Consider the following 19,205-nt stretch of genomic DNA (forward strand, 5'->3'; position numbering starts at 1 on the left):
CGCGGCCTTACTGCGCGGCGTTCGCGTTCACGCCCGAGGCGCGCAGCAGTTACGTGCCGTCGCCGGTGCCGGGCACGCGGCGCGCGCCGGTGAAGCGGCGCGCCCAGTAGCTGTCCTGCATGCTCTCCACGCGCACGACCTGGCCGGTGCGCGGGGCGTGGATGAACTTGCCGTCGCCCACGTAGATGCCCACGTGCGAGAAGGTGCGGCGCAGGGTGTTGAAGAACACCAGGTCGCCCGGCTTCAGCTCGTCGCGCGCCACCTTCTGCAGCCCGTCGGCCTTGGCCTGCTCGTCGGCGCGGCGCGGCAGCACCAGGCCCAGGCTGTTCTCGAATACGTGGCGCGTGAAGCCGCTGCAATCAAAACCTTCTTCCTCGGAATTGCCGCCGCGGCGGTAGGGCACGCCCAGGAAGTTCATCGCCGACAGCACCAGGTCCGAGGCCCTGTCGCGCATGTTCTGCACGAGAGGCGCCGCACCGGCGGGCAGCAGGCCGCGTTCGATGAGCAGTTGCGTCACCCCGTCACTCATCGGCGCCGAGGCGGCCGAGGACGGCGTCGGCGGCGCGGCCTGCGCACCGACTGTGGTGAGAAGACAACAGGACAGCAGCAGGGACGGGAGTAGGGACTTCACGGGCGCGGAGCCTACCACGTAAAGAGGGCTTGACTTTTTGATTCATGACAGCGCGTTCCGTCATGTGGTGCAGCGTCAGCCAGCAGTCAGGGCATCGGCTTGCAATCCGCTGTCACGACAGAGCGGCCGCATCCAGCAGGCCGCCAGTACCCACCCGGCCACCCCGGCACCCGGAGACAAATCCTCGATGTTCAAGGCCCTGTACCTGCGAAAGGACGACGGCGCTTTCGAAGCCGGCCTGCGCGAGTTGCCGCCGCTGCAGCCGGCCGACGGGCAGGTGCTCATCGGCGTGGAGTGGTCCACGCTCAATTTCAAGGACGGGCTGGCCATCACCAACCGGGCGCCCGTGGTGCGCAGCTTCCCGATGGTGCCGGGCATCGACGGCGCGGGCACCGTGCTGCAAAGCCGCCATCCCGACTTCCAGCCCGGCGACCGCGTGCTCACCACCGGCGCCGACGTGGGCGAGCTGACCTGGGGCTGCCTCGCGCAGCAGGCCGCCGTGCCGGCCGCGGGCGTGGTGAAGCTGCCCGAAGGATTCACGGCCCGGCAGGCCATGGCCGTGGGCACGGCCGGCTTCACCGCGGCGCTGGCGGTGCTGGCGCTGGAGCGCCACGGGCTGCAGCCCGGCGGCGAGGTGCTGGTCACGGGTGCCACCGGCGGCGTGGGCAGCATCGCCATCGCGCTGCTGGCGCGTGCCGGCCATCGCGTGGTGGCCGCCACCGGCAAGCCGGACGAGTCGGGTTACCTGCGCGAGCTGGGCGCCTCGGAAATCATCGACCGCGCCACGCTGGCGGCCCCGGGGAAGCCGCTGCAGCGCGAGCGCTGGGACGGCGTGGTGGACGCGCTGGGCAGCCACACGCTGGTCAATGCGCTGGCTCAAACGAAACGCGACGGCGTGGTGGCAGCCTGTGGACTGGCGCAGGGCGGCGACCTGCCCGGCACGGTGATGCCCTTCATCCTGCGCAACGTGACGCTGGCGGGCATCAACAGCGTGTGGCCGGCGCGGCCGCTGCGCGAGGCAGCCTGGCAGCGCGTGTTCACGGCCCTGGACACCGCGCTGCTGGACCGCCTCACCGAGGAGTTGCCGCTGTCGCGCGCCGAGGAAGGGGCGCGTGCGCTGATGGACGGGAAGGTGCGCGGCCGCATCGTGGTGCGCATCGACGATTGAGGAAAACAGTCGCCAGGAACTGACCGGGAAGACAGCCCCAAGCAAGACTTCCCAGGTCCAATTTTGAATTATTAATTCGACGAATCTCTGAACCCCAAGCAGGAGGCATGGCATGAGCTACGCGGACTTTCACAAGCGCTCGATCGAGCAGCGCGAGGACTTCTGGGCCGAGCAGGCGAAGCTGATCGAGTGGAACAAGCCCTTCGAGCAGGTCTGCGACTACAGCCGCGCGCCCTTCGTGCGCTGGTTCCCGGGTGGCGAGACCAACCTGTGCCACAACGCGGTGGACCGCCACGTGGCCGAGCGCGGTGACCAGAACGCGCTGGTGTGGGTCTCCACCGAGGTGGACAAGGAGCAGGCCTACACCTTCCGCGAGCTGCAGTCCGAGGTGCAGCGCATGGCCGCGGTGCTGCAGGAGCTGGGCGTCAAGAAGGGCGACCGGGTGCTGCTGTACATGCCGATGATTCCCGAGGCGGTGTTCGCGATGCTGGCCGCGGTACGGCTGGGCGCGATCCACTCGGTGGTGTTCGGCGGCTTCGCCAGCCACAGCCTGGCCAGCCGGATCGAGGACTCCAGCCCGACGGTGGTGGTCAGCGCCGATGGCGGCTCGCGCGGCGGCAAGGTCATCCCCTACAAGCCGCTGCTCGACGAGGCGCTGCGCCTGTCCAGCCACAAGCCGGCCAAGGTGCTGCTGGTGGACCGGGGCCTGGCGCCCATGGAGCGCACCGAGGGGCGCGACGTGGACTACGCCACGCTGCGCGAGCAGTTCATCGACGCGCAGGTGCCCGTGACCTGGGTCGATGCCACGCACCCGAGCTACACGCTCTACACCAGCGGCACCACCGGCAAGCCCAAGGGCGTGCAGCGCGACACCGGCGGCTACACCGTGGCGCTGGCGGCGAGCATTCCGCACATCTTCATGGGCAAGCCGGGCGAGACCTTCCTGTGCACCAGCGACATCGGCTGGGTGGTGGGCCACAGCTACATCGTCTATGGCCCGCTGATCGGCGGCATGACGACGATCCTGTACGAAGGCCTGCCGACCACGCCGGACGCGGGCGTGTGGTGGAGCCTGGTCGAGAAGTACAAGGCCACCGTCATGTTCAGCGCCCCGACGGCGATCCGCGTGCTCAAGAAGCATGACCCGGCGCTGCTGAAGAAGTACGACCTGTCCTCGCTGCGCGCGCTGTTCCTGGCCGGCGAGCCGCTGGACGAGCCCACCGCGCGCTGGATCAGCGACGGCCTGGGTTGCCCGATCATCGACAACTACTGGCAGACCGAGACCGGCTGGCCGATCCTGTCCATCGCCAACGGCGTGGAGAAGCAGGACAGCCGCTTCGGCAGCCCCGGCTTCGCGACCTACGGCTACGACGTCAAGCTCATCGACCAGCAGACCGGCGAGGAGCTGCAGGGCGGCGACCAGAAGGGCGTGGTGGTGGTGGAAGGCCCGCTGCCCCCGGGCTGCCTGCAGACGGTGTGGGGCGACGACGACCGCTTCGTCAAGACCTACTGGCAGAAGGTGCCGGCGCTCGACGGCAAGCCCGAGCGCTGGCTCTACAGCACCTTCGACTGGGGCATCCGCGACAAGGACGGCTACTACTTCATCCTGGGCCGCACCGACGACGTGATCAACGTCGCCGGCCACCGCCTGGGCACGCGCGAGATCGAGGAGAGCATCTGCAGCCACCCGGCCGTGGCCGAGGTGGCGGTGGTGGGCGTGGCCGACCAGCTCAAGGGCCAGGTCGCCATGGCTTTCGCGGTGCTGCGCGACGGCTCGGCGCTGGGCGACGAGGAGCGGCTGAAGCAGCTCGAAGGCGAGATCCTGAAGACGGTGGACGCGCAGCTCGGCGCCGTGGCGCGCCCGGCCCGCGTGCGCTTCGTCAGCGTGCTGCCCAAGACCCGCTCCGGCAAGCTGCTGCGCCGCGCCATCCAGGCCGTGTGCGAGCAGCGCGACCCGGGCGACCTGACCACGATGGACGACCCGGCCGCGCTCAAGCAGATCAGCGACCTGGTGACCATCAAGTAAGTCACAGGCGAATCCCAAGGCACGACAAGAAGCGCCGGGAGGAGGGGGAAGGGCCGCGTGAGCGGCCCTTTTTCTCTGTGGCGCATGCCACTCCATCTTCAATTTGCTTGTGACATCACCCGTTCGCCCTGAGGTATCGAAGGGCGAGGCCGTCAGGCTGGTATGGAGGCCAGGAACTGGAGGCTCCATGAACCGTTCGGACTGAGGTATCGAAGGCCGAATCCGACAGGCTCGAATGCCCGCACACCGTGCGGGCCGTTCACCCTTCGATACCTCAGGGCGAACGGAGCACTTCAATGGCAAGCGCAGGTTGGGCTCAACAACACTTCCCCGCCCGCCCCCCGTACCGCGCCTGCTGGCGCTCGCGGAAGAAGGCCTCGTAGCTCATCGGCTCCTGGTCGGGGTGGGTGCGCTGCATGTGTTCCAGGTAGCCGCCGTAGTCGGGCAGGCCCACCATCAGGCGCAGCCCCTGGGCGAAGTAGCGCCCGGCCTGGCCCAGGCGGGCCAGGGCGGAGTCCGTCGCGCCCGCAACGGACCCCGCGGCGACATCAGCCGGCTCAGGCATGCGCCGCCGCCTTGGCATCGGGGCTCAGGCGCTCGTACTGCGCCTCGCGCGCCGTGGGCTGGCGGCTGGCGCGCGCGGCCAGCACGCTGCGCACGGCATAGACCAGGATGCTCACCACCACGAACATGAACAGAGCGCACAGCGCCGCATCCAGCCGGTCGTTGAAGATCACGCGCTCCATCTCCGCCAGCGTCTTGGCCGGCGCCAGCACCTGGCCCTGCGCCACCGCGTCGGCGTACCGGCGGGCATGCGCCAGGAAGCCCACGCGCACGTCGTCCGAGAAGATCTTCTGCCAGCCCGCGGTCAGCGTGCACACCAGCAGCCATGCGGCTGGCACGATCGTGACCCAGGCGTAGCGGTCGCGCTTCATCTTGAACAGCACCACCGTGCCCAGCATCAGCGCCACGGCGGCCAGCATCTGGTTGGCGATGCCGAAGAGCGGCCACAGCGTGTTGATGCCGCCCAGCGGATCGACCACGCCCTGGTACAGGAAGTAGCCCCAGGCCGCCACGCACAGCCCCGTGGCCAGCAGGTTGGCCGGCAGCGACTCGGTGCGCTTGAGCGCGGGCACGAAGCTGCCCATCAGGTCCTGCAGCATGAAGCGCCCGGCGCGCGTGCCGGCGTCCACCGCGGTGAGGATGAAGAGGGCCTCGAACAGGATGGCGAAGTGGTACCAGAAGGCCATCATCGCCTTGCCGCCCACCACCTGGTGAAGGATGTGCGCCATGCCCACGGCCAGCGTGGGCGCGCCGCCGGCGCGCGCCAGGATGGTGTTCTCGCCCACGTCCTTCGCGGTCTGCACCAGCACCTCCGGCGTGATGACGAAGCCCCAGGTGGACAGCGTCGCGGCCACGGCCTCGGGCGTCCTGCCCACCATCGCGGCCGGGCTGTTCATGGCGAAGTAGATGCCGGGCTCGATGCACGAGGCCGCCACCAGCGCCATCACCGCCACGAAGCTCTCGGCCAGCATGCCGCCGTAGCCGATGTAGCGCGCGTGCGTCTCGTTCTCCAGCATCTTGGGCGTGGTGCCCGAGGAGATCAGCGCGTGGAAGCCGGAGACGGCCCCGCAGGCGATGGTGATGAACAGGAACGGGAACAGGTTGCCCGCCCACACCGGGCCGTTGCCGGCGGCGAACTGCGTGAACCTGGGCATCTGCAGCGTGGGCGCCACGATCAGGATGCCGACGGCCAGCGCCACGATGGTGCCGATCTTCAGGAAAGTGCTCAGGTAGTCGCGCGGCGCCAGCAGCAGCCACACCGGAATCGACGCGGCCACGAAGCCGTAGCCGATGAGCATCCACGTCAGCGCCTTGCCGTCGAAGGTGAACAGCGGCGCCAGCACCGGGTTCTCGTGCACCATCTGCCCGCCCAGGATCGCGGCCATCAGCAGCACGAAGCCGATGATCGACACCTCGCCGATGCGCCCCGGCCGGATGAACCGCAGGTAGATGCCCATGAAGAGGGCCACGGGAATCGTCGCGGCAACAGTAAAAGTGCCCCAGGGCGACTCGGCCAGCGCCTTCACCACGATCAGCGCCAGCACGGCCAGGATGATGATCATGATCATGAAGGCGCCGAAGAGCGCGATCAGGCCCGGCACCGTGCCCATCTCCTGCTTGACCAGGTCGCCCAGCGAGCGGCCGTCGCGGCGCGTGGAGATGAAGAGCACGATGAAGTCCTGCACCGCGCCGGCGAAGACCACGCCGGCCAGGATCCACAGCAGGCCGGGTAGGTAGCCCATCTGCGCGGCCAGCACCGGCCCGACCAGCGGGCCCGCGCCGGCGATCGCGGCGAAGTGGTGGCCGTAGAGCACGTGCTTGTTGGTGGGCACGAAGTCCAGGCCGTCGTTGTGCTTCCAGGCCGGGGTCTGGCGCGTGGCGTCCAGGCCCAGAACCCGTTGCGCGAGGAACAGGCTGTAGTAGCGGTAGCCGATGAGGTAGACGCACACGGCGGCGACGACGACCCACAGCGCGCTGACGGCCTCGCCGCGCGACAGCGCGACGATGGCCAGCGCGCCGGCGCCGAGCAGGGCCACGCCCGCCCAGGCGAGGTGGCGACGGAGGAAGGACATGGACGGGTCTCCTGCAGCGCGCGGCGCCGGGCACGGCCAGGGTGCGGGGGCCACGCGCAGTGGTGGATTGAGGAAGGGCGCCATGTTCCGCGCCGCCCTCCCGCGCCGCATCCGTCCCGCCCACGGGGCCGGCTGCGTGGCGCCACCTAAGGATTAACCCTGGGTTCAGGGATTGCGCGCGTGCTCCAGCGCGTAGCGCATGAGGTCGGCCGGCGTATCCAGCGCCAGCTTGCGCTTGATGTTCTGGCGGTGGCTCTCGACGGTGCGCACCGACAGGTCCAGGTCGCGCGCGATCTGCTTGCTGCTCTCGCCGCGGGCCAGCGCGCTGAGGATTTCACTCTCGCGCGGGGTCAGGATCGGCTTCGGGGCCTGGGCGCGGAACAGCCGGCCGGCCACGCCGGGGCTCAGGAAGGTGCCGCCGGCGCGCACCGCCTCAATGGCGGCCAGCAGCTCGTCGCCCGACGCGTCCTTGAGCACGTAGCCGCGCGCGCCGGCCTGCAGCGCGCGCTGCACGTACTCAGGGTTGTCGTACATGCTGAACATCAGCACGTGCAGGCCCGGGCGGCGCTGCAGCATCTGCGCGGCGAGGTCGATGCCGCTGGCGCCCTTGAGGCCCACGTCCATCAGCACCAGGTCGGGGTCGTCGCGCTGCAGCGCCTGCAGCGCCGACTCCGGTGCGCCGGCCTCGGCGGTGACGGCGTAATGCCCTTCCGCCTGCAGCCGCGCGCGCAGCCCGTCGCGCACCAGCGGGTGGTCGTCGACGAGGAGGATGCGCAGCGGCGGCAGCGAGGCGGGCGGGGTCATGACGCGGGATTGTCGCGTGCGAGCTGGGCCAGTTGCGCCGCGTCGATGACGGCCTCGACCTGCGTGCCGTGTCCCGGGCGGCTCTGCAGCTCCAGCCGCCCGCCGATGGACACCAGCCGCTCGCGCATGTTGCGCAGGCCGATGCCGGCATCGGCGTCGTCCTCGGCCTCGGGTTGCAGCGCGGCCTGCAGGTCGAAGCCGCGGCCGTCGTCGAGCACGCGCAGCGCCACGCCGCCGTCGGGCTGGAATTCCAGCGCCAGTGCCACGTGCCGCGCGCCGGCGTGCTTGGCGACGTTGGTCAGCGCCTCCTGCGCCACGCGGAACAGCACGGTGTTGACGACTTCGGGCAGCGGCCGCGGCTCGCCCTCGACGGACGCGCCGGCCTGCACCGCGCCGCTGTCGTCGAACTCCTGCGCCAGGTGCGCCAGCGCCGCGGGCAGGCCCAGCGTGTCGAGCAGGGCCGGGCGCAGCCGGTGCGAGATGCGCCGCACCTCGTGCAGGCCTTCGCCCAGGCGCTGCGCGGCCTGGCGCAGCAGCGCGGCGTCGGCGCCCTCGCGCTGGGCGGACTCGACCAGCAGCTTGATGGCCACCAGCCGCTGGCTGAGCCCGTCGTGCAGCTCGCGCGCCAGGTGCGCGCGCTCCTGCTCCTGCGAGCGCACCACCTGGTGCGCCAGCGCGCGCAGCTGCCGCTCCGCGGCGCGCTGGCCGCTGAGGTTCAGTGCCAGGCCGCTGGCGCTGATGAGCAGCAGGGCAGTCAGGGCGATGCCGCCGATGAGCCAGAGCGTGCGCTCGACATTGGCGCGCGCCTCGCGCTCCAGCTGTGCCAGCGTCGCCTGGATGCTGTCGAGGTACAGCCCGGTGCCCAGCATCCAGTTCCACTGCGGCAGCGCCACGACGTAGCCGAGCTTCGGCGCGACGCGGTCGCTGGAGGGCTGGCGCCAGAGGTACTCGACGTAGCCGCCGCCGGCGCGGGCCCGCGCGATGAGCTGCTGCAGCGTCAGCTCGCCGTTGGGGTCGCGCAGCAGCCACAGGTCGCGGCCCACGAGTTCGGGCTGGCGCGAGTGCATGAGGGCGCGGCCCTGCAGGTCGTAGACGAAGAAGTAGCCGTCGGTGCCGTAGTCGAGTTGCGAGATCAACCGCAGCGCCTCGGCCATGGCGGCCTGGCGCGCGGCGGCGTCGCCGGCCTCGGCGCGCTCGATGAGCGGGCGCACGTTGCTCAGCGCCAGCTCGACGTAGTGGCGCAGCTCGTCGCGCCGCGCCTCCATGTAGGCGCGCTGCACCGCCTCGCGCTCGCGCGCCAGCAGCTCGCGCTCCTGGTGCACCACCGCCCAGGCCACCAGGCACAGCGCCGCCACCAGCGGCAGGATCGCCAGCAGCAGGATCTTTAAACGCAGCTTCATGGGGGGCGCAATGTAAGGGGTGGGGCAGCGGCTGCCACAGCCGACCTGTCCCGCCCACTACTTCGTCATTCCCGCGCAGGCGGGAATCCAGGCGGTCCCCAAGCCGGCCGAAGCTGCGATGTCGGCGTACCAAAACGAAAAGGGCTGCTCGCGCAGCCCTTCGATGCAGTCAGCGGCGCAGCCGCCGGCCGCTTAGAGCACTTCCGACGCGAAGTCCGCCAGCCGAGAGCGCTCGCCGCGCGCGAGCATGACGTGGCCGGAATGCGGCCAGCCCTTGAAGCGGTCCACGGCGTAGGTCAGGCCCGAGCTGCCCTCGGTGAGGTAGGGCGTGTCGATCTGCGCGAGGTTGCCCAGGCAGACGATCTTGGTGCCCGGGCCGGCGCGCGTGATCAGCGTCTTCATCTGCTTCGGCGTGAGGTTCTGGGCCTCGTCGATGATGACGAACTTGTTGAGGAAGGTGCGCCCGCGCATGAAGTTCAGGCTCTTGATGCGGATCTTGCTGCGCACGAGCTCGTTGGTGGCGGCGCGGCCCCACTCGCCGGCGCTGGAGTCGCTGCGCGCGAGCACTTCCAGGTTGTCGTCGAGCGCGCCCATCCACGGGCCCATCTTCTCCTCCTCGGTGCCGGGCAGGAAGCCGATGTCCTCGCCCACGGGCACCGTTACGCGCGTGACGATGATCTCGCTGTAGCGGCGCTCGTCGAGCACCTGCGACAGGCCCGCGGCCAGCGTCATCAGCGTCTTGCCGGTGCCCGCCGTGCCGGTGAGGGTGAGGAAGTCGCACTCCGGGTCCATGAGCAGGTTCAGGGCGAAGTTCTGCTCGCGGTTGCGCGCCGTGACGCCCCAGACGGCGTTCTTCTGGTGGGTGTACTCCTTGAGCGTCTTGAGCACGGCGCTCTTGCCGGTGATCTCGGTGACGCGCGCATACAGCGGCGAGGCGCCGGGCGTTTCCAGGTACACGAACTGGTTCACCAGCAGGGCCGGGACCAGCGGGCCGCTGATGCGGTAGTAAGTGTGGCCGCCCTGCTGCCAGCTCTCCATCGTCTTGCCGTGGCGGTCCCAGAAGTCCGCGGGCAGCTGCAGCACGCCGGTGTAGAGCAGGTCGACATCGTCGAGCGTCTTGTCGTTGAAGTAGTCCTCGGCGGCCAGGCCCAGCGCGCGGGCCTTGATGCGCATGTTGATGTCCTTGGACACCAGCACCACCTCGCGCTGAGGCTGTTGCTCGCGCAACGACTGGACCACGCCCAGGATCTGGTTGTCGGCCTTGCCCTGGGGCAGGCCCTGGGGCAGCTTCGTCTCCAGCAGCTGGGTCTGGAAGAAGAGCTTCCCGAGCGCCTCCTTGTGGCCGGTCTTGGCCAGCGGGATGCCGGCGCTGGGGTCGAGCTTGGCGGCATCGGGGCCGCCGGCCAGGGCATCGAGGTCGCGGCTGACCTGGCGCACGTTGCGCGAGACCTCGCTCATGCCCTTCTTGTGGCCGTCGAGCTCCTCGAGCGTGATCATCGGCAGGTAGATGTCGTGCTCGTCGAAGCGGAACAGGCTCATCGGGTCGTGCATGAGCACGTTGGTGTCGAGCACGAAGAGCTTGGCCGGTCCGGTGCTGCGCGGCTTGCGCGGGCGCGGTGCGGCCTTGGTGTTGGGCGAGGCGGGCTGCGCGCTGGGCGCGGCCGCGGCGGGCGGGGTGAAGTCGAGAGGCGGCGCCGCGGCCTCGGCGGCGTCATTGCGCAAGTCCAGCACGGCCGGCTCGGCCTCGGCCGCGGCACCGCGTTTCAAGCCGCGTTTGCCGCCCTTGGGAGCGGCTTGCGACTCGAAATCGACCGGGGCGAGCTGGGCGGCTTTGCGGGCAGGCGGCTTGGGAAGGGGCATGAAGATCCTCTGAGAGATGCGATTGCGAAGGCCACAAAGCACGAAGCCGCACGGCCCGGAGGGACGGTGCGGCTTCGCGGACAGGCGTGCCGGGGACTGCGAGCCATGCGGCGGTGCCGGCCCGCTGATCGGGGGCGGCTGCTGCAACGGCTGAACCTGGACGCCATGTGCCATTTCTAGCATCTTGCATGCCCGACGACGGCATACCCGAGCATGAAACGGACATAAAAAAACTGACACAAAGCGCCGTGGAAGACGCGCAAAAGCCCGAACGGCGACCGGCCAGACGTAGAAAAGCCGGCTCGCAGGCCGGCTTCGGAGCACCTGGCGCACAACGCCGGTGCATGCTGCGGTGCAGCGTCGTCAGCGGGGCGTCAGGACATGCCCCGCGACGGGGATCAGGCGGTGGTCTTGAGGCCCTTGACGGCCTTGAGTACCTCGTCGACGTGGCCGGCGACCTTGATGCCGCGCCACTCAGCGCGCAGCACGCCGCCCTGGTCGATCAGGAAGGTGCTGCGCTCGATGCCCTTGACCTTCTTGCCGTACATGATCTTGTTCTTGACCACGCCGAACATGTGGCAGAGCTTCTCTTCGGTGTCGGCGATCAGGTCGAAGGGCAGCTCCAGCGCCTGGCGGAACTTGTCGTGCGAAACCATGTTGTCGCGCGACACGCCGAAGACGACTGCGCCGGACTTCACGAATTCCTTGTGCTGATCGCGGAACTGCAGCGCCTCGGTGGTACAACCCGGGGTATTGTCTTTGGGGTAGAAATACAGCACCACGATCTGCCCCGCGAAGGCGGCGGGCGTGAATTTGATGCCGCTGGTGGCGAGCGCTTCGAATTCCGGAAGGGGCTTGTTCAGGGCAGGCGTCATGGAGGAGGGTTTCTCTTCTCGCTATGGGGCCGGGCAGCGCCGGAGCAACTGTTTATTATAGATCGGACCGGGTTACGTCTGCTGGCGCCGGGAAATAGCCCTGCGTAAATGCGGCAGCGCAGCAACGCGCGCTGCCGGCATGGCCTCAAGTCGCTTCGAGCAACAGCGCCGCCGTGACGACGCGGCCCTCGCTGGCCAGCACGTTGTAGGTGCGGCAAGCCGCAGGCGTGTCCATGGTCTCCACGCCGATGCCGGCCTGGATCAGCGGGCGCAGCAGCGCCGGCTTGGCGAAGCGCAATCGTGGCCCGGAACCGAAGATCACCAGCTCCGGCTTGAGCGCCAGCAACTGCCTGAAGTGCTCCTCGGCGAGGTCTTCAAAGCGCGTGACGGGCCACGACTGCGGCTCGCCGCGCACGGGCACCAGAACACTGTGCCTCCATTCGGTGGCATTGACCCACAAGCGCTGGGGCTCGTGGCGCGAGATGGCGTTGACGCCTTCGAGATGATCAGGCTGGAACTTCACGTGGATAATTCTAGTTTTCGCGCGCGGCAGCGGGCTGCGCGTTTCGCCGGAGACCCTTCTTGAAGCCGATTTCCAAGTCCAGCAAGCTTGCCGACGTCTGTTACGACATCCGTGGCCCGGTGCTGGAAAAGGCCCGCCAGATGGAGGAGGAGGGCCAGAAGATCATCAAGCTCAACATCGGCAACCTCGCCGTGTTCGGCTTCGACCCGCCCGACGAGATCGTGCAGGACATGATCCGCAACCTCCCCGCCACTGCAGGCTACACCGACAGCAAGGGCCTCTTTGCGCCGCGCAAGGCGGTCGTGCACTACACGCAGGAGAAGTCGATCGCCGGCGTGACGGTGGACGACGTGTACCTGGGCAACGGCGCCTCGGAGCTGATCGTGATGGCGCTCAACGCGCTGCTCGATACCGGCGACGAGATCCTGGTGCCCGCGCCCGACTACCCGCTGTGGACGGCGGCCGTGTCGCTCTCGGGCGGGCGCCCGGTGCATTACGTCTGCGACGAGCAGTCGGGCTGGCTGCCCGACCTGGACGACATCCGCAGGAAGATCACGCCCAACACGCGCGGCATCGTCGTCATCAACCCCAACAACCCGACCGGCGCGCTGTACCCGCCCGAGCTGCTGCGCGAGATCATCGAGATCGCGCGCCAGCACCAGCTCATCGTCTTTGCCGACGAGATCTACGACAAGACGCTCTACGACGGCGCCACCCACACCTCGATCGCCTCGCTGGCCGACGACGTGCTGTGCGTGACCTTCAACGGCCTCTCGAAGAACTACCGCTCCTGCGGCTACCGCGCCGGCTGGATGGTGGTGTCGGGCCCCAAGAAGCACGCCCGAGACTACATCGAGGGCCTGAACATGCTGGCCTCGATGCGGCTGTGCGCCAACACGCCGGGCCAGCTCGCGATCCAGACCGCGCTGGGCGGCTACCAGAGCATCAAGGACCTGGTCTGCCCCGGCGGGCGCCTGGCGCGCCAGCGCGACCTGGCCACCGAGATGCTCGGCCAGATCCCGGGCGTGAGCGTCGTCAAGCCCAAGGCGGCGCTGTACATGTTCCCGCGCCTGGACCCGAAGCTCTACCCCATCGCCGACGACCAGCAGTTCGCCTACGAGCTGCTGGCCGAGGAGAAGGTGCTCATCGTGCAGGGCACCGGCTTCAACTGGGTGCAGCCGGACCACTTCCGGCTCGTGTTCCTGCCCAACTCGGACGACCTCGCCGACGCCATCGGGCGCATCGCGCGCTTCCTCGACAACTACCGCAAACGTCACTCGTTCTGACTGCGTCCTGACTGAAGACTGAAGAGATCACCATGAAACCCATCCAGGTCGGCCTGCTTGGCATCGGTACCGTCGGCGGCGGCACGTTCAACGTGCTCACGCGCAACCAGGAGGAGATCCGCCGCCGCGCGGGTCGCGGCATCGAGATCGCCATGGTGGCCGACCTCGACGTGGAGCGCGCCCGCGCCCTCGTCGGCGACAGCGCCCAGGTCGTGGGCGACGCGCGCGAAGTCATCGCCAACCCCGACATCGACATCGTCGTCGAGCTCATCGGCGGCTACGGCGTGGCCAAGGCGCTGGTGATGGAAGCCATCGCCGCGGGCAAGCACGTGGTCACGGCCAACAAGGCGCTGCTGGCGGTGCACGGCACCGAGATCTTCGAAGCCGCCCGCGCCCGTGGCGTGATGGTCGCCTTCGAAGCGGCGGTGGCCGGCGGCATCCCGATCATCAAGGCGCTGCGCGAGGGCCTGACCGCCAACCGCATCGAGTGGATCGCCGGGATCATCAACGGCACCACCAACTTCATCCTCTCGGAGATGCGCTCCAAGGGCCTGGACTTCGAGGTGGTGCTCAAGGAGGCGCAGCGCCTGGGCTACGCCGAGGCCGACCCGACCTTCGACATCGAGGGCGTGGACGCCGCGCACAAGGCCACCATCATGGCCGCCATCGCCTTCGGCGTGCCCGTCCAGTTCGACAAGGCGCACGTCGAAGGCATCACGAAGCTGCAGGCGGCCGACATCCGCTACGCCGAGCAGCTGGGCTACCGCATCAAGCTGCTGGGCATCGCGCGGCGCCAGGAGGGCGGCATCGAGTTGCGCGTGCACCCGACGCTGATCCCGGCCAAGCGCCTGATCGCCAACGTCGAGGGCGCCATGAACGCCGTGGTGGTGCAGGGCGACGCCGTGGGCACCACGCTCTACTACGGCAAGGGCGCGGGCGCCGAGCCCACGGCCAGCGCCGTGATCGCCGACCTGGTGGACGTGACCCGTCTGCACACCGCCGACCCGAACAACCGCGTGCCGCACCTGGCGTTCCAGCCCGAGGCGCTCTCCGACATGCCGATCCTGCCCATCGAGCAGGTGCGCACCGCGTTCTACCTGCGGCTGCAGGTGGCCGACGAGGCCGGCGTGCTCTCGCGCGTCACGGGCATCCTGGCCGAGCACAACATCTCGATCGACGCGCTGCTGCAGCGCGAGTCGGCTGAAGGCGAGAAGGCCACCGACGTGATCATCCTCACGCACGACACCATCGAGGGCCCGATGCGCAAGGCCATCGCGCAGATGCAGGCGCTGCCGACCGTGCTGGCGCCGATCGTGAGCCTGCGCAAGGAAGAGCTGGCCTGACCGGCTCGTCCCGATCGCCCGCCGAGCCCGCGCCAGAGTCCGCGTCCGAGTCCGAATCCGAGTCCCGTATGAAGTACATCAGCACCCGCGGCGACGCCACGCCGCGCGGCTTTTCCGAGATCCTGCTCGAAGGCCTGGCGCCCGACGGCGGGCTGTACCTGCCCACGCACTACCCACAGGTGGACGACGCCACACTCACGCGCTGGCGCGGCCTGCCGTACGCGGACCTCGCCTTCGAGATCCTGGCGCTCTACATCGACGACATCCCCGTCGGCGACCTGCGCGAGCTCGCGCGCAAGACCTACACGGCCGAGGTCTTCGGCACGCACGAGATCGTGCCGCTCAAGGCCCTGGAGCCGGGCCTGGCGCTGGAAGCCCTGTCCAACGGCCCGACGCTGGCCTTCAAGGACATGGCCATGCAGCTGCTCGGGAACCTGTTCGAGTACGAGCTCGCGCGCCGCGGCCAGGAGCTCAACATCCTGGGCGCCACGTCGGGCGATACCGGCAGCGCCGCCGAGCACGCCATGCGCGGCAAGAAGGGCGTGCGCGTGTTCATGCTCAGCCCGCACGGGCGCATGAGCCCGTTCCAGCAGGCGCAGATGTTCAGCCTGCAGGACGAGAACATCCACAACATCGCCATCGAGGGCGTGTTCGACGACTGCCAGGACATCGTCAAGGCCGTCAGCAACGACCTGGAGTTCAAGCGCCACTGGCGCATCGGCACCGTCAACTCCATCAACTGGGCGCGGCTGCTGGCGCAGGTGGTGTACTACTTCGCCGGCTACATCCAGGCCACGAAGTCCAACGACGAGGTCGTCAGCTTCACGGTGCCCTCGGGCAATTTCGGCAACATCTGCGCCGGCCACGTGGCGCGCATGATGGGCCTGCCCATCGAGCAGCTGGTGTGCGCCACCAACGAGAACGACGTGCTCGACGAGTTCTTCCGCACCGGCACCTACCGCGTGCGCAAGGGCGCCGAGACGCACGAGACGTCGAGCCCGTCGATGGACATCTCCAAGGCGTCCAACTTCGAACGTTTCATCTTCGACCTGCTGGGTCGGAATGCCGATCGGACCCGGCAGCTGTTCAAGGACGAGATCGACGCCCACGGCAGTTTCACGCTGTCGGACGAGGAGTTCCGCCGCATCGCCGAGTTCGGCTTCGTCTCCGGGCGCAGCACGCACGCCGACCGCGTCGCCACCATCCGCGACACCTTCGAGCGCAGCGGCGTCGTGATCGACACCCATACCGCCGACGGCGTCAAGGTCGCGCGCGAGCACCTGAAGCCCGGCACGCCGATGATCGTGCTGGAGACGGCGCTGCCGGTGAAGTTCGCCGCCACCATCGTCGAGGCCCTGGGGCGCGAGCCCGAGCGCCCGGCGGCGCACGTGGGCATCGAGGCGCTGCCCAAGCGCTTCGTGGTGCTGCCGGTGGACGTGGCGCGGGTCAAGGCGCTGATCGAGCTCGAGTGCGCGGTCGATTGACGCGGCGGTTGCGGTAGTCGTGATGAAGGTCGTGGGTTTCTGCGGCCCCTCCGGCGTGGGCAAGACCACGCTGCTGGAGGGCGTCATCGCCGCGCTGCGCGCGGCCGGGGTGAGCGTGTCGGTGATCAAGCACACCCATAAACGCTTCGACATCGACCAGCCGGGCAAGGACAGCTGGCGGCACCGCCAGGCCGGCGCCGGCGAGGTGCTGCTGGCCTCCAGCCAGCGCCTGGCGCTGCTGCGCGAGCACCCGGTGGACCACGAGCCCGGCATCCACGAGCTGGTGGCCGAGCTGCGCCCGGCCGACTGGGTGCTGGTCGAGGGCTTCAAGCACGCGGCGCTGCCCAAGGTCGAGGTCTGGCGCGCCGCGCTGGGGCAGCCGCCGCAGTTCCCCGGCGACCCGCACGTCGTGGCCGTGGCTACCGACGACCCGGCCGCGCTGCCTCAGCTCCCGGGCGGGCTGCCCGTGCTGCCGCTCAACGACGCCGCCGCGGTGGCCGCGCAGCTGCTCGCCTGGGGCGAGCGTTTCAACTACGCAGGAGGAGACATCCATGGCTGACAGGCCCCCGCTGCTGAGCCTGGACGAGGCGCAGTCGCGCCTGGTGCAAGGCGCGCAGCCGTTGGCGATCCGGGAGACGCAGGAGCTCTCCACCTTCGACGCGCTGGGCCGCGTGCTGGCGCAGGACGTGTTCTCGCCGCTGGACGTGCCCCCGGCCGACAACAGCTCCATGGACGGATACGCCGTCCGCGCCGCTGACGTGCAGCCGGGCGTGGCGATGCCCGTGTCGCAGCGCATCCCGGCCGGCCACGTCGGCCAGGCACTGCAGCCGGGCACGGCGGCGCGCATCTTCACCGGCGCGCAGCTGCCCGCCGGCGCCGACGCGGTGGTGATGCAGGAAGACGCCACGGCCGGCGAGGGCACGGTCAGCTTTGCGGCCACGCCGGCCGCTGGCCAGTGGGTGCGCCCGCGCGGCGAGGACGTGCGCGTGGGCGCCGTGGTGCTGCCGCGCGGCAGCCGCCTCACGCCGCAGGCGCTGGGCCTGGCCGCCACGGTCGGCGCCGCGCGCCTGACGGTGCTGCGCCGCCCGCGCGTGGCGCTGCTGTCCACCGGCGACGAGCTGGTCATGCCCGGCGAGGTCGCGCCGCAGGACCTGCCGCCCGGCGCCATCTACAACTCCAACCGCTTCACCTTGCGTGGCCTGCTGCAGGCGGCGGGCTGCGACGTCACGGACTTCGGCATCGTGCCGGACAAGCTCGACGCCACGCGCGAGACCATCCGCCACGCCGCCGCGGGCCACGACCTGATCCTCACCACCGGCGGCGTGTCGGTGGGGGAAGAAGACCACGTCAAGCCGGCAGTGCAGGCGCTGGGCCGGCTCGACATGTGGTCCATCGCCACCAAGCCCGGGAAACCGCTGGCCTTCGGCGCCGTGCGGCGTGAGGGCGACGGCGCCGGCGAGGCGCTGTTCCTGGGCCTGCCGGGCAACCCGGTGTCCACCTACATCACCTTCTTCCTGGCCGTGCGCTCGGTGCTGTGCGCGCTGCAGGGGCTGCCCACGGCCTTCCCGCGCGGCATCGAGCTGACGGCGGATTTCGACCTGCCCAAGCCGGACCGCAACCGCCGCGAGTTCCTGCGCGCGCGCGTCGGCGAGGATGGATTGGTAAAGCTCTTTCCCAATCAAAGCTCGGGCGTGCTGACTTCCGCCGTGTGGGCCGACGGCCTGGTGGACAACCCGCCGGGCACTGTGATCCGACCTGGCGACCGGGTGCGCTACCTGCCGCTGTCCGGGCTGCTTGCTTCCTGCTGAAACGAATGAACGTCCAGATCCGCTATTTCGCCTCGCTGCGCGAGGCCCTGGGCCCGGGCGAGTCCGTGGCCGGCCTGCCCGAAGGCAGCACCCTGGCGTCGCTGCGCGATGCGCTGATCGCCCGCGGCGGGGCGCATGCCACGGCGCTGGCGCGCGGCCGCAGCGTGCGCTGCGCGCTCGACCAGAAGATGAGCGACGAAGGCGCCGTGCTGCGCGACGGCGCCGAGGTCGCCTTCTTCCCGCCCGTCACGGGCGGGTAGTTCTCGCCGGACACCCACCCGTCCGGGGCAGTCGCCCCCGCGGCGACACCCTTTGCAACACCGCCGCGGCCGGCGGCGGGTCAAAACCTCGGGCATGAAGTTGCCCGACGCCTGCGCGCCTTTTCCTGACGCTTCTCCTGATGCCTCCACGGCCGACACCCGCGCGGTCGGCTCCAGCGTGGACGGCTGCACCATCGAGGCCGTGTTGCACGCCGGCCCGGTGTGCACGCTCTACCGCGTCGCCTGCGACGCGCTGGGCGCCGGGCCGTTCGTGCTCAAGGAGTACTGCCCGCCGTCGCTGTGCGGCCGCGCCGCGGACGGCTCGCCGCAGCTGCGCCGCCTCGACAGCGAGGCGGATCGCGCCGCCTTCGCCGCCGGACGCGCGGCCTTCCTGGACGAGGCGCAGCTGCTGGCGCGTTGGCACCTGCCCGGGCTGGTGCCGGTGCTGCGCGTCATCGATGCCGATGCCGGCCCGGCGCTGCTGATGCCGCTGCTGCCCGGCGCGACGCTGGACGATCTGCCTGCGCCGCACGACGACGTGGCGCTGCACGCGCAATTGAAGGCACTGCTGGAGCCGCTGGCGCAGCTGCACGCCGCCGGTCTGGTGCATGGCCACCTGCACGCGCGGCAGCTGCTGTGGGCGCCCGGCCAGGCGCCGGTGCTGCTGGGCTTCGGGCTGGCGGCGCGGGCGCTGGGCCTGGCCGAGGTGCCGCAAGGGCTGCCGCCCGAGCTGCGGCCCGCGGTTCCTGCCGAATCGGAGGCGGCAGCGGCCGCGCCGCGCCCTGGCGCCTGGACCGACGTGCACGCGCTGGCCGCGATGCTGCTGCACCGGCTCTCGGGCCAGCCCTGGGTGGCCGCGCCCGGCGCCGAGGCGGACACGGTGTCGGCGCGCCTGGCGCAAGCCCTCGGGCCGGCACGCGTGGCCGAGCAGCGGCGCATGCTGGTGCAGGCCCTGGCGGCCAGCCTGGCGGCGTCCGTGGCGCAGCGGCCGACGCACGCGGGCATGTTGCACGTACTGCTGGGCGGCGGGCCGTCGGGGCCGCGCCTGGGGCAGCGCATGGCGCCAGGCGCGGACGCCGCGGCCGATGCCCCGGCCGGACA

The 19,205-nt window shown here is 70.0% G+C and carries 17 protein-coding genes; 9 read left to right on the top strand and 8 right to left on the bottom strand.

Translation table 11 applies throughout. The features are described from left to right. Window positions 1–49: 49 nt before the first annotated feature. On the bottom strand, window positions 50–631 hold the full coding sequence (locus FJ694_RS25210) for a C40 family peptidase (RefSeq protein WP_375140254.1): 582 nt from the start codon (window positions 629–631) through the stop codon (window positions 50–52). A gap of 187 nt (window positions 632–818) precedes the next feature. Here FJ694_RS25210 and FJ694_RS25215 point away from each other — a divergent pair, with 187 nt between their 5' ends. Both FJ694_RS25215 and FJ694_RS25220 read left to right on the top strand, forming a co-directional pair. Beyond that, window positions 819–1,799, top strand: coding sequence for an MDR family oxidoreductase (locus FJ694_RS25215; RefSeq protein ID WP_157270080.1), 981 nt, complete (start codon window positions 819–821; stop codon window positions 1,797–1,799). Window positions 1,800–1,911: 112 nt separating this feature from the next. Next, window positions 1,912–3,825, top strand: a complete 1,914-nt coding sequence (locus FJ694_RS25220) for a propionate--CoA ligase (protein WP_157270081.1) — start codon at window positions 1,912–1,914, stop codon at window positions 3,823–3,825. Window positions 3,826–4,141: 316 nt separating this feature from the next. Here FJ694_RS25220 and FJ694_RS37655 read toward each other — a convergent pair whose 3' ends face one another. From FJ694_RS37655 to FJ694_RS25255, 7 genes are all read right to left on the bottom strand, one after another. Further along, complete coding sequence (locus tag FJ694_RS37655; protein ID WP_375140255.1) at window positions 4,142–4,333, bottom strand: YbdD/YjiX family protein; 192 nt, start codon at window positions 4,331–4,333, stop codon at window positions 4,142–4,144. A 49-nt stretch (window positions 4,334–4,382) separates the two neighbouring features. Beyond that, window positions 4,383–6,461, bottom strand: coding sequence for a carbon starvation CstA family protein (locus tag FJ694_RS25230; RefSeq protein ID WP_157270083.1), 2,079 nt, complete (start codon window positions 6,459–6,461; stop codon window positions 4,383–4,385). Between the two features lie 165 nt (window positions 6,462–6,626). After that, entirely contained in the window at window positions 6,627–7,265 is a 639-nt protein-coding gene (locus FJ694_RS25235) for a response regulator (protein ID WP_157270084.1), read from the bottom strand. Then, entirely contained in the window at window positions 7,262–8,665 is a 1,404-nt protein-coding gene (locus FJ694_RS25240; protein ID WP_157270085.1) for a cache domain-containing protein, read from the bottom strand. The genes FJ694_RS25235 and FJ694_RS25240 overlap by 4 nt, the downstream gene beginning before the upstream one ends. 192 nt (window positions 8,666–8,857) lie before the next feature. Continuing rightward, window positions 8,858–10,525 carry a PhoH family protein gene (locus FJ694_RS25245; protein ID WP_157270086.1) on the bottom strand — a complete coding sequence of 556 codons (1,668 nt, stop codon included), beginning with the start codon at window positions 10,523–10,525 and terminating at the stop codon, window positions 8,858–8,860. A 398-nt stretch (window positions 10,526–10,923) separates the two neighbouring features. Then, on the bottom strand, window positions 10,924–11,400 hold the full coding sequence (locus FJ694_RS25250; protein ID WP_157270087.1) for a peroxiredoxin: 477 nt from the start codon (window positions 11,398–11,400) through the stop codon (window positions 10,924–10,926). Window positions 11,401–11,545: 145 nt separating this feature from the next. Then, window positions 11,546–11,923, bottom strand: coding sequence for an Mth938-like domain-containing protein (locus FJ694_RS25255; protein WP_157270088.1), 378 nt, complete (start codon window positions 11,921–11,923; stop codon window positions 11,546–11,548). Window positions 11,924–11,982: 59 nt separating this feature from the next. On the opposite strand from FJ694_RS25255, the gene FJ694_RS25260 reads away from it, so the two are divergent. From FJ694_RS25260 to FJ694_RS25290, 7 genes are all read left to right on the top strand, one after another. After that, entirely contained in the window at window positions 11,983–13,209 is a 1,227-nt protein-coding gene (locus FJ694_RS25260; protein WP_157270089.1) for a pyridoxal phosphate-dependent aminotransferase, read from the top strand. 32 nt (window positions 13,210–13,241) lie between these two features. Next, complete coding sequence (locus tag FJ694_RS25265) at window positions 13,242–14,552, top strand: homoserine dehydrogenase (protein WP_157270090.1); 1,311 nt, start codon at window positions 13,242–13,244, stop codon at window positions 14,550–14,552. A gap of 68 nt (window positions 14,553–14,620) precedes the next feature. Continuing rightward, window positions 14,621–16,036 carry a threonine synthase gene (gene thrC, locus FJ694_RS25270; RefSeq protein WP_157270091.1) on the top strand — a complete coding sequence of 472 codons (1,416 nt, stop codon included), beginning with the start codon at window positions 14,621–14,623 and terminating at the stop codon, window positions 16,034–16,036. 22 nt (window positions 16,037–16,058) lie between these two features. Further along, window positions 16,059–16,595, top strand: a complete 537-nt coding sequence (gene mobB, locus FJ694_RS25275) for a molybdopterin-guanine dinucleotide biosynthesis protein B (RefSeq protein ID WP_157270092.1) — start codon at window positions 16,059–16,061, stop codon at window positions 16,593–16,595. Beyond that, window positions 16,588–17,844, top strand: coding sequence for a molybdopterin molybdotransferase MoeA (locus tag FJ694_RS25280; protein WP_157270093.1), 1,257 nt, complete (start codon window positions 16,588–16,590; stop codon window positions 17,842–17,844). Before mobB ends, FJ694_RS25280 begins: the two co-directional genes overlap by 8 nt. A gap of 5 nt (window positions 17,845–17,849) precedes the next feature. Further along, the gene (locus FJ694_RS25285) at window positions 17,850–18,104 is read left to right on the top strand and encodes a MoaD/ThiS family protein (RefSeq protein ID WP_157270094.1); all 255 of its coding nucleotides are present in this window, start codon (window positions 17,850–17,852) and stop codon (window positions 18,102–18,104) included. Window positions 18,105–18,198: 94 nt separating this feature from the next. Next, window positions 18,199–19,205: BUD32 family EKC/KEOPS complex subunit (locus tag FJ694_RS25290; protein ID WP_510513688.1), on the top strand; the 1,007-nt coding region annotated here is incomplete at its 3' end.

The sequence above is a fragment of the Azohydromonas aeria genome (assembly GCF_009760915.1).
Classification (GTDB): domain Bacteria; phylum Pseudomonadota; class Gammaproteobacteria; order Burkholderiales; family Burkholderiaceae_C; genus Azohydromonas; species Azohydromonas aeria.